This window comes from Stenotrophomonas maltophilia group sp. Smal13 (assembly GCF_030236855.1).
Classification (GTDB): Bacteria; Pseudomonadota; Gammaproteobacteria; order Xanthomonadales; family Xanthomonadaceae; genus Stenotrophomonas; species Stenotrophomonas maltophilia_A.
In genome coordinates, this window is record NZ_JASJSQ010000030.1 from 37,469 (window position 1) to 47,600 (window position 10,132).

At 66.5% G+C, this 10,132-nt stretch carries 10 protein-coding genes; 7 read left to right on the top strand and 3 right to left on the bottom strand.

The genetic code is table 11. The features are described from left to right. Nucleotides 1-3 precede the first annotated feature (3 nt). Both QRO95_RS12105 and asnS read right to left on the bottom strand, forming a co-directional pair. Nucleotides 4-303, bottom strand: a complete 300-nt coding sequence (locus QRO95_RS12105) for a hypothetical protein (protein ID WP_005417403.1) — start codon at nt 301-303, stop codon at nt 4-6. 30 nt (nt 304-333) lie between these two features. After that, a complete protein-coding gene (gene asnS, locus QRO95_RS12110) occupies nt 334-1,728 on the bottom strand; it encodes an asparagine--tRNA ligase (RefSeq protein WP_049400203.1) in 1,395 nt (464 codons plus the stop codon). Nucleotides 1,729-1,856: 128 nt separating this feature from the next. On the opposite strand from asnS, the gene QRO95_RS12115 reads away from it, so the two are divergent. The 7 genes from QRO95_RS12115 (at nt 1,857) to zipA (ending at nt 8,758) form a co-directional block, all read left to right on the top strand. Continuing rightward, complete coding sequence (locus QRO95_RS12115) at nt 1,857-2,195, top strand: iron-sulfur cluster assembly accessory protein (RefSeq protein WP_006376495.1); 339 nt, start codon at nt 1,857-1,859, stop codon at nt 2,193-2,195. Between the two features lie 78 nt (nt 2,196-2,273). After that, entirely contained in the window at nt 2,274-2,816 is a 543-nt protein-coding gene (locus QRO95_RS12120; RefSeq protein ID WP_049400202.1) for a CbrC family protein, read from the top strand. A 160-nt stretch (nt 2,817-2,976) separates the two neighbouring features. After that, on the top strand, nt 2,977-3,414 hold the full coding sequence (rpsF, locus tag QRO95_RS12125; protein ID WP_006452997.1) for a 30S ribosomal protein S6: 438 nt from the start codon (nt 2,977-2,979) through the stop codon (nt 3,412-3,414). A gap of 11 nt (nt 3,415-3,425) precedes the next feature. Then, nucleotides 3,426-3,656: a 30S ribosomal protein S18 gene (rpsR, locus tag QRO95_RS12130; protein WP_002804494.1), complete on the top strand. Its 231-nt coding sequence runs from the start codon at nt 3,426-3,428 to the stop codon at nt 3,654-3,656. 105 nt (nt 3,657-3,761) lie between these two features. Further along, complete coding sequence (gene rplI, locus QRO95_RS12135) at nt 3,762-4,211, top strand: 50S ribosomal protein L9 (RefSeq protein WP_014037734.1); 450 nt, start codon at nt 3,762-3,764, stop codon at nt 4,209-4,211. A gap of 259 nt (nt 4,212-4,470) precedes the next feature. Continuing rightward, nucleotides 4,471-7,974, top strand: a complete 3,504-nt coding sequence (gene smc, locus QRO95_RS12140; protein WP_285302650.1) for a chromosome segregation protein SMC — start codon at nt 4,471-4,473, stop codon at nt 7,972-7,974. A 46-nt stretch (nt 7,975-8,020) separates the two neighbouring features. After that, on the top strand, nt 8,021-8,758 hold the full coding sequence (zipA, locus tag QRO95_RS12145) for a cell division protein ZipA (protein WP_006376490.1): 738 nt from the start codon (nt 8,021-8,023) through the stop codon (nt 8,756-8,758). Between the two features lie 118 nt (nt 8,759-8,876). On the opposite strand, the gene QRO95_RS12150 is transcribed toward zipA, so the two are convergent. Further along, nucleotides 8,877-10,001, bottom strand: a complete 1,125-nt coding sequence (locus QRO95_RS12150) for a pyridoxal phosphate-dependent aminotransferase (RefSeq protein ID WP_285302651.1) — start codon at nt 9,999-10,001, stop codon at nt 8,877-8,879. Nucleotides 10,002-10,132: the final 131 nt, after the last annotated feature.

The window sequence follows — 10,132 nt, forward strand, 5'->3', positions numbered from 1 at the left end:
GTGTTACCAGAGCGAGGCCAGCCAGAGCAGGGCGGCCATGCCCAGTCCGGCCAGCAGGGTCAGCAGCGATACCCAGGCCGGCGTCGCCAGCCCGGACAGCGAGCGGTCCGGCTGCTGGCGATAGTCACGGCGCAGCAGCCAGGCCAGGGCATCGGGCTTGAGGAAGGCACCGCTGCCGAAGCGCTCGGCGAGCGCCGGATGGCGATCGCGTACGTGCACCAGGGTCAGCGGCCAGAAGATCACGAAGGCACTGAACCCGGCCACTGCAACGCCGACGAAACAGAGGGCGAAGAACAGGGTCATGGGAGCGGTACCTCCGTGGTCGTGTGGGGCTTAGAAGTCCGCGCTGCCCGGGGCGCGCGGGTAGGGGATCGCATCGCGGATGTTGGACAGCCCGCAGACGTACACCACCAGGCGTTCGAAGCCCAGGCCGAAGCCGGCGTGCGGCACCGAACCATAGCGGCGGAAGTCGCGATACCAGCTGTAGTGCTCACGATCCAGGCCGAACTGGGCCATGCGCGCGTCCAGCACGTCCAGGCGCTCTTCGCGCTGGCTGCCGCCGATGATCTCGCCGATGCCCGGGGCCAGCACGTCCATCGCGGCAACGGTCTTGCCGTCGTCGTTCAGGCGCATGTAGAAGGCCTTGATGTGCTCCGGATAGTTGGTCACCACCACCGGGCGGCCGACGTGTTCTTCGGTCAGCCAGCGTTCGTGCTCGGTCTGCAGGTCCAGGCCCCATTCGACCGGGAAGTCGAACTTCTTGCCGGACTTCTGCAGCAGGCTGACCGCATCGGTGTAGTCGATGCGCTCGAACGGCGCATTGATGAAGTCTTCCAGCTTGGTGATCGCGTTCTTGTCCACGCGCTCGGCGATGAAGGCCAGGTCGTCGCCACGCTCGTTCAGCACCGCACGGAACAGGTACTTCAGGAACTCTTCGGCCAGGCGCGCGTCTTCGGCCAGGTCGGCGAAGGCGATTTCCGGCTCGATCATCCAGAACTCCGCCAGGTGGCGGGTGGTGTGGCTGTTCTCGGCGCGGAAGGTCGGGCCGAAGGTGTAGACCTTGCTCAGCGCCAGGCAGTAGGCCTCGACGTTCAGCTGGCCGGACACGGTCAGGAAGGTTTCCTTGCCGAAGAAGTCGCGGCTGAAATCGATCGCGCCCTTCTCGTCACGCGGCAGGTTCACCATGTCCAGGGTGGACACGCGGAACATCTGGCCGGCGCCCTCGGCGTCGGAGGTGGTGATGATCGGGGTGCTGATCCAGTTGAAGCCGTTCTCGTGGAAGAAACGGTGCACGGCCTGGGCCAGGCAGTTGCGGATGCGGGTGACCGCGCCGAACAGGTTGGTGCGCGGGCGCAGGTGCGCCACTTCGCGCAGGAACTCCGGCGACATCGGCTTGGGCTGGATCGGGTAGGTGAGCGGGTCTTCGACCCAGCCGACCACTTCCAGCGTGCTGGCCTGGATCTCGAACGACTGGCCCTTGCCCTGCGACTTCACCAGGGTGCCGGTGGCGATGACCGAGCAGCCGCTGGTCAGGCGCTTGATCTCGTCGAAGTTGGCCAGGCTGTCGCCGGCCACGACCTGGATCGGCGCGAAGCAGGAGCCGTCGCTCACATTCACGAAGGCCAGATTCGCTGAACCGCGCACCGTGCGCACCCATCCGCGTACCGTGACTTCGCCGCCTTCCGGGATCTTCCCGGCAAGCGCATGTTCAACGCTGACCACCGTCATGACTTGAATCCTCTGCTGATCGACTCGATCTGTGAACACGGGAGTTTACCGGTTGCAGCGTTCTGCTTGCGAGGCATTTTTCGTGGCAACGGCTCCTTATAATGTCCCCGTACCTATGGAGTAGCCCCATGGCCGTCAGCCTGACCCCCATTGCCTTCGAGCGCGTGCAGCGCTTTGTCGCCCAGACCCCCGGCGCGCTGGGCCTGCGTTTCGGCGTGACCAAGACCGGTTGCTCGGGCTGGGGTCACATCACCGACCTGGCCCGCGACGAGCGCGAGGGCGATACCGTTTTCGACCAGGACGGCGTGAAGATCTATGTCGATGCCAAGAGCCTGGCGCTGGTGGACGGCACCGTGATCGACTTCGGCAAGCACGGCCTGAGCGAAACGTTCACGTTCAGCAACCCGAACGCCACCGCCGAGTGCGGCTGCGGTGAAAGCTTCACCACCGACGCCGACAAGGCCTGAGGGCTGGTTCTGGCGTCCGCCGGGCATGGCCGGGCGGTGGTAGATGCCGACCTTGGTCGGCAGGGAAGGGATCCACGGATGGAACGACCGCTTTTCATTTATCACCCCAACGCCTACGCCCTCTCCTTCGAAGAGGTCGACGGGGTCTGCGACTGCTGTGGTCAGCCGCGCACACTGCGCTACCGGGGGCCGTTCTACTCCGTTCTGGGTCCCGATTACCTGTGCCCCTGGTGTATCGCCGATGGCAGGGCGGCGGCCAGTTACGAGGGTGAATTCACCGGCTGGAGCGATATCGAGGGGGTATCCCCGGATCCGGCCGATCCGCCGCCGACCATCGCCCGCGAGCTGCTGCTGGAGATCTGCGAGCGCACCCCGGGCTACTCGTCCTGGCAGCAGTCGGTCTGGCTCAGCCATTGTGAGCGGCCCTGCGCCTTCCTCGGTTACGCCGGTAGCGAGGACCTCCAGCCCATCCTCGACGAGGTCCGGCCCGACGTCGTTGAGGTCAACCCGCGCGACGCCGACTGGGTGCTGGAACACCTGAGCCGGGACGGGGAGATGATTGGCTGCCTGTTCCAGTGCCTGGAATGCGGCCAGCACCGCCTTCATGTGGATCTGGGGTAGCCCGGTTCAGGTTGCCCTGTGGCCCGCCGGTTGCCCGGCCACCCCATCTGCGCCATAATGCGCGGCTTCCTGCCTTCCTGGCGGGAATCCTTGCCCCACCGCGGTCTCAACGGCGGGGGGCTGTCCGGCCGCGAGGCCACATCCGAAAGGTAGAAAAAACATGAGTCGTCATTACGAAATCGTGTTCATGGTCCACCCGGACCAGAGCGAGCAGGTCCCGGCCATGATCGAGCGCTACAAGTCGCTGGTCGAGAACGGCAACGGCACCATCCACCGTCTGGAAGACTGGGGCCGCCGCCAGCTGGCGTACCCGATCCAGAACCTGGTGAAGGCCCACTACGTGCTGATGAACATCGAAGCCGACCAGGCCGTTCTGAACGAACTGACCGAAAGCTTCCGCTTCAACGACGCCGTGCTGCGCAACCTGGTCATCAAGCGTGACGAGGCTGACACCGAGCAGTCGCTGATCATGAAGAGCAAGGACGAGAAGGGTGACAAGCCGGAGCGCGGTGAGCGCCGTCGTCGTGACGACGAAGAAGGCGAGTCCACCACCACCGCTGACAACGAAGCCGGCGACGACGCCGCTTCCGCCGCCTAAGGAGCCTTCCCATGTCCAAGTTCTTCCGTCGCCGCAAGTTCTGCAAGTTCACGGCTGAAGGTGTGAAGGAGATCGACTACAAGGATCTCAACACCCTGCGCCAGTACCTGACCGAGAACGGCAAGATCGTGCCGAGCCGCGTCACCGGTACCAAGTCGAAGTACCAGCGTCAGCTGGCGACCGCCGTCAAGCGCGCTCGCTTCCTGGCCCTGATCCCGTACACCGACAACCACGACGTCTGATGCCCGGCGGGGCGGCCCGGTGCCGCCCCCGCTGTGCCAGCTATTCGGACAGCCTTTGTTGCGGGGCATCGCCTCGCTAACGAATAACTTATCTGGAGCAATACCATGCAGCTGATCCTCCTGCAGAAAGTCACCAACCTCGGCAACCTGGGCGACCTGGTCGACGTGAAGCCGGGCTACGGCCGTAACTTCCTCGTGCCGCAGGGCAAGGCCGTTCCGGCCACCGAGAGCAACAAGGCCGAGTTCGAAGCCAAGCGCGCCGAATACGAAGCCAAGGCCCAGGCCATCCACGCCGACGCTGACGCCCGCAAGGCCAAGCTGGAAGGCGCGAGCGTGACCATCCCGGCCAACGCTTCGACCGAAGGCAAGCTGTACGGCTCGGTCGGCGCCCGCGAAATCGCCGATGCCTTCACCGCTGCCGGCCTGCCGGTCAGCAAGAGCGAAGTCATCCTGGGCGAAGGCGCCTTCCGCAACATCGGCGAATACGACGTGCTGGTCCACCTGCACGCCGACGTCGAGACCACCGTCAAGGTCGTCGTCGTCGCCGAAGCCTGATCCCACGCCGCAAGGCCTGGAATCACCGCAGAACGGGCGCCCGCAAGGGTGCCCGTTTTGTTTTATGGCTCCGTTTCGTGGCGTCGGACCACGTCCGGCCGACGGGGTGGGGCTGGACAATGTTCCACGCCCATTCGTAGAACACGGCCACATCGGTATACTCAGGGCGTCACACCCGTTCCACGGGCATCGATCCCAGCAGGATCAATGACTTGGAGGGTAAACGCAGGCCGCTTGCCGGCCCCAGTCCGGAACCCCTATGCGTCTTTCCACGATCAAGCTGTCCGGCTTCAAGTCGTTCGTCGATCCGACCACCCTGCACCTGCCGACCAATATGACCGGCGTGGTGGGGCCCAATGGCTGCGGCAAGTCGAACATCATCGACGCCGTGCGCTGGGTCATGGGCGAGAGTTCGGCCAGCCGCCTGCGTGGCGACTCGCTAACTGACGTGATCTTCTCCGGCTCCAATGCCCGCAAGCCGGTGTCGCAGGCCACGGTTGAGCTGATCTTCGACAACTCCGACCACACGATCTCGGGCGAGTACGCCTCTTTCAACGAAATCTCGGTCAAGCGCACGGTCAGCCGCGACGGCACCAGCAACTATTACCTCAACGGCACCAAGTGCCGCCGCCGCGACATCACCGACCTGTTCCTCGGCACCGGCCTGGGCCCGCGCAGCTACTCGATCATCGAACAGGGCATGATCAGCCAGATCATCGAGGCGCGCCCGGAAGACCTGCGCGTGTACCTGGAGGAGGCGGCCGGCATCTCCAAGTACAAGGAGCGCCGCAAGGAGACCGAGACCCGCATCCGCCACACCCGCGAGAACCTGGACCGGCTGGGCGACCTGCGCGACGAGATCAGCAAGCAGCTCGAACACCTCAAGCGCCAGGCCAAGCAGGCCGAGCAGTACCAGGCGCTGCAGGAAGAGCGCCGGGTCAAGGATGCCGAGTGGAAGGCCCTGGAATTCCGCGGGTTGGACGGTCGCCTGTCCAAGCTGCGCGAAGGGCTGTCGCAGGAAGAGACCAAGCTGCAGCAGCTGATCGCCGATCAGCGTGATGCCGAGGCCCGCATCGAGACCTCGCGCGTTCGACGCGAAGAGGCCGCCGACGCGCTCAACACCGCGCAGGCTGCGGTCTATCAGGTCGGCAGCACGCTGGCGCGCCTGGAGCAGCAGATCCAGCACCAGCGCGAGCTGTCGCAGCGCCTGCACAAGGCGCGCGACGAGACCCGCCAGGCGTTGGCCGAACTGGGCCAGCACATCAGCGGCGACGAAGCCAAGCTGATGGTGCTGCGCGAGGCGGTGGAGGCCGCCACCCCGCAGTTGGAAGAACTGCAGGAAGAGAACGAGATCAAGCAGGAAAGCCTGCGCGAGGCCGAGGACCGGCTGGCCAGCTGGCAGCAGCGCTGGGAGCAGCACACCTCGCAGAGTTCGGAGGCGTCGCGCGCCGGCGATGTCGAGCGCACGCGCGTGGACTACCTGGACAAGCAGATCCTCGACGCTGACCGGCGTCGCGAGGCCCTGGCCGCCGAGCGCGCCGGGCTGGACGTGGACGCGCTGGAAGAAGCCTTCGAGCAGCTGCACCTGCAGCACGACACGCAGAAGACTGCGCTGGATGAATTGAGCGAAGACGTCGAGCTGCGCAAGCAGGGCGTGGCGGCCGTGCAGGAACAGCAGCGCAACGGACAGAACGAGCTGGCCGAGCTGCACAAGCAGGTCAACGGCCTGCGTGGCCGGCTGGCCTCGCTGGAGACCCTGCAGCAGGCCGCGCTTGGCCAGGAGCAGGGCGCCGCCGTGGCCTGGCTGAAGGCACGCGGGCTGGATTCGGCAGCGCGTGTCGGCGAACGCCTGGACGTGGATGCCGGCTGGGAAAACGCGGTGGAAAGCGCGCTCGGCCAATTGATCGAAGGCGTGCTGGTTGATGATCCGGCCAGCCTGGTCGATGCTCTTGGCGAATTGGGCGAGGGCCACATCGCGCTGGTTGCCAACGATGGCGCGGACCTGAAGGTCGCGCCAACCTCGCTGGCGGCCCGCGTGCGTGGCCCGGCCGCGATCCGTCGCCTGCTTGCGCACCTGCACGCAGCCAAGGACCTGTCCGAGGCGAAGGTGTTGCAGGGCAGTCTTCCGGAAGGCGATTCGATCATCACCCAGAGCGGCGAGCGCCTGGGCCAGGGCTGGCTGCGCGTGTCGCGCTCCGGTGCAGCCCAGCAGGGCGCGCTGCTGCGCGAACGCGAGATCAACGAGCTGCGCGAGCAGATCGAACAGCTGCAGGATCGCGAGGCCGAGCTGGAAGAACAGCTGAGTGGTTTCCGTGAGCAGTTGCAGGCCGCCGAGCAGCAGCGCGAAGACGCGCAGCGTGCGCTGTACCAGGCCCACCGTGCGGTCTCTGAACTGGCTGGCCAGCTGCAGGGCCAGCAGGGCAAGGTGGAGGCGGCGCGCACGCGCATCGACCGCATCGAAGGTGAACTGAAGCAGCTGCAGGAAACGCTGGAAGCCAACAACGAGCAGGCGCGTGAAGCGCGTTCGCGGTTGGAGAACGCGGTCAGCAGCATGGGCGACCTGGAATCGACCCGGCAGCGGCTGGAGGGCGAGCGCCGCCAGCTGACAGAGGCTCGCGACCTGGCGCGCGATGCTGCACGCGCGGTGCGTGAGCGCTCGCATTCGCTGGCGCTGACCCTGGAATCGCAGCGGGCGCAGCTGGCTTCACTGAGCCAGGCGCTGGAACGCATGGGTACCCAGCGCGGGCAGCTGGATTCGCGACTGGGCGAACTGCACTCGCAGCTGGATGAAGGTGATTCGCCTGTCGAATCGCTGCAGGCCGAGCACCAGAACGCACTGGAAGAACGCGTGCGGGCCGACCGCGTGCTGACCGAGGCGCGCACGCTGCTGGACGGCATCGACGCCGAGCTGCGCAACTATGAGCAGACTCGCCACCAGCGCGACGAGCAGGCGCTGGCCCAGCGCGAGCGTATCTCGCAGCGCAAGCTGGACCAGCAGGCGCTGGTGCTCAGCGCGGACACCCTGCAGGGCGCGGTGGAGAAGGCCGGGTTCGTACTGCAGGACGTGCTCAACGCATTGCCCGAGGACGCCCGCCTGGGTGACTGGGAGCAGGCCGTGCACCAGATCGATGGCCGCATGCGCCGGCTGGAGCCGGTCAACCTGGCCGCCATCCACGAGTACGGCGAGGCTTCGCAGCGCTCGGATTACCTGGATTCGCAGCACACCGACCTGACCACGGCGCTGGAAACCCTGGAAGATGCGATCCGCAAGATCGACCGCGAGACCCGCGGTCGTTTCAAGGACACCTTCGATCGTGTCAACGCTGGCGTGCAGGCGCTGTACCCGCGCCTGTTCGGTGGCGGCCACGCCTACCTGGAACTGACCGGTGAAGACCTGCTCGACACCGGTGTGACCATCATGGCGCGTCCGCCGGGCAAGCGCGTGTCCAGCATCTCGCTGCTGTCCGGCGGCGAGAAGGCGATGACCGCGGTGGCGCTGGTGTTCGCCATCTTCCAGCTGAACCCCGCACCGTTCTGCCTGCTGGACGAGGTGGACGCGCCGCTGGACGAGGCCAACGTCGGCCGCCTGGCCAACATGGTCAAGGAAATGAGCGAAAAGGTGCAGTTCCTGTTCGTCAGCCACAACAAGGCGACGATGGAGGCCGCGCATCAGCTGTCGGGCGTGACCATGCGCGAGCCGGGCGTCAGCCGCCTGGTCAGCGTGGACCTGGAAGAAGCCGCGCGATTGGCGGGCGCGGCCTGACGTGCCATCCTAGTTACCTGAATGAACTAGCCGGAGAACCTATCGAATGTCCGACACGGCACTGTTGCGCATCGGCATCCTGGCCGCCGGCCTGCTGTTGATCGCCGCGATCTTCCTGTTTGGCCGTCCGAAAAAGAAGCCCCAGGGGCGCCGCGTGGAAGGCGCGGAACCGACCAGCGGCGAGCGCCGCGAGCCGGTACTGGGCGAAGACGGCGTCGCCGTGGCCGATGGCCGCGTCGAACCGGGCATGGGCACGGAAGGCGAGCAGGCCGAACTTGGTCTGGGCGAAACCGACCCGGGCGCCAGTGATCTCGGCAAGCGCGCCACCCAGGATTTCGACAAGATCGTCTCCTTGTTCGTGGCTGCCCGGGCCGGCGAGCAGCTGCGTGGTGAGGACATCGTGGTGGCGGCCGAGAAGACCGGCCTGGTGTTCGGCCACATGAACGTGTTCCACCGCCTGGTGGAAGGCCACCCCGAGCGCGGCCCGATTTTCTCGATGGCCAGCATCATGAAGCCGGGCAGCTTCGACATGGCCAACATCCGCGCCATGGAAACCCCGGCCATCGCCTTCTTCCTGACCTTGCCGGCGCCGCTGACCGCGCTGGACGCCTGGGAGAAGATGCTGCCGACCGTGCAGCGCATGGCTGAACTGCTGGATGGCGTGGTGCTGGATGACAGCCGCAATGCCCTGGGCCGCCAGCGCATCGCACACATCCGTGACGAGCTGCGCGCCTACGACCGCCAGCACCAGGCCCCGCCGCTGACCAAGACCCCGCGCTGGTAAGCGCCATGGCGTGCCGACCAACGGTCGGCACCCACCCCGACCAACGGTCGGCACCCACAACAGTAGATCCACGCCATGCGTGGATGGGGCGAACCAAGGTTCGCCCCCACCAACAGGATCAGGCCGGCACGCCGGCCACCTTTGCGAACGCGCGGCGGAACGCCGCCATTTCCTCTTCGGTGCCGACGGTCACGCGCACGCGCTGTGGCCAGATCGGCCAGCTGCGTCCGATCACCACGCCGTTGTCCGCCATCGCCTTGGCGAACGCGCTGCCATCGCGTTGCACGTCGACCACGAAGCAGTTCGCTTCCGACGGCACGCAGCTGAAACCACGCTTGCCCAGCCATGCGATGGTGGCCTGGCGCACCTTGGCATTCTGCAGGCGGCGCTGTGGAATCAACTGCGGATCGCGCAGGCTGGTCAGTGCCGCCGCCAGCGCCGGCACCGGCAGCGGGTTGTCGCCCAGGCTGGCCAGTTCGCGCAGGCGGTCGGGATGTGCGGTCGCCACGCCCAGGCGCAGGCCGGCCATACCATATAGCTTGGAGAATGTGCGCAACACGATCAGGTCATCGCGCTGCGCCACCTGCGCGATCAGGCTCGGCTGTTCGCTGTACTGCAGATACGCCTCGTCCAACAGCACGCGGGTGGAAGCGGGCTTGTGGGCCAGCAGCCAGGCGAGCTCATCCGGTGGGCTGATCGAGCCGGTCGGGTTGTTGGGGTTGCACACATACAGCAGCCCGGTCGGGCGTGCGTGTGCGGCGGCGACCATCGCACGCAGGTCGTGTGCACCGTCCTCGCGCAGCGGCACTTTCTGCACGTGTGCACCGTGTGCGGCGGCGACCTCGCCGAGCGTCTCGAAGGTCGGGTCGGCCACCACCAGCCCCGCCTGCGGGCCGGTCCATAGCACGGCGGCGCGGTTCAGCGGCTCGCTGGAACCCGGATACAGCCGCACGTGATCAGCTGGGATGCGCGCCTGTTCGATGAAGGCATCGCGAACCTGTTCCGCCAGAGCGAAGCGGTAGCGGCCGCAGCTGGCGATGCTGTCGCGCGCCGCCTGCTGGGCGGCGGGCGAGGGGCCGTACGGGCATTCGTTGAAGTTCAGTAGTACGGCGCCTTCGGCAGGGGCTGGGGCGGCGGCTGTCGCGGGTTGGGCATGGCCGAGCTGCGGTAGGCCGGTGCCGGCGACGGCGAGGCCAGCACCAGCCAGTTGCAGGAAGCGTCGACGGGAAGCGGGCAGGGTCACGGGCGGGATTCCGAAGGGAAGACCGTCGCACGCTAGCGCCGGTGGGCGTGTGCGGCAAGCTGCTCTTCGGCGGGGTCGTCCCATGTTCGACTGTAAATGTGCCAACCAAGGTTGGCACCTACCAGAGCGGG

What these genes read in the sequence shown, in the direction of transcription:
- QRO95_RS12105 (WP_005417403.1), bottom strand. Translation starts at nt 303, where the DNA reads ATGACCCTGTTCTTCGCCCTCTGTTTCGTCGGCGTTGCAGTGGCCGGG.
- asnS (WP_049400203.1), bottom strand. Translation starts at nt 1,728, where the DNA reads ATGACGGTGGTCAGCGTTGAACATGCGCTTGCCGGGAAGATCCCGGAA.
- QRO95_RS12115 (WP_006376495.1), top strand. Translation starts at nt 1,857, where the DNA reads ATGGCCGTCAGCCTGACCCCCATTGCCTTCGAGCGCGTGCAGCGCTTT.
- QRO95_RS12120 (WP_049400202.1), top strand. Translation starts at nt 2,274, where the DNA reads ATGGAACGACCGCTTTTCATTTATCACCCCAACGCCTACGCCCTCTCC.
- rpsF (WP_006452997.1), top strand. Translation starts at nt 2,977, where the DNA reads ATGAGTCGTCATTACGAAATCGTGTTCATGGTCCACCCGGACCAGAGC.
- rpsR (WP_002804494.1), top strand. Translation starts at nt 3,426, where the DNA reads ATGTCCAAGTTCTTCCGTCGCCGCAAGTTCTGCAAGTTCACGGCTGAA.
- rplI (WP_014037734.1), top strand. Translation starts at nt 3,762, where the DNA reads ATGCAGCTGATCCTCCTGCAGAAAGTCACCAACCTCGGCAACCTGGGC.
- smc (WP_285302650.1), top strand. Translation starts at nt 4,471, where the DNA reads ATGCGTCTTTCCACGATCAAGCTGTCCGGCTTCAAGTCGTTCGTCGAT.
- zipA (WP_006376490.1), top strand. Translation starts at nt 8,021, where the DNA reads ATGTCCGACACGGCACTGTTGCGCATCGGCATCCTGGCCGCCGGCCTG.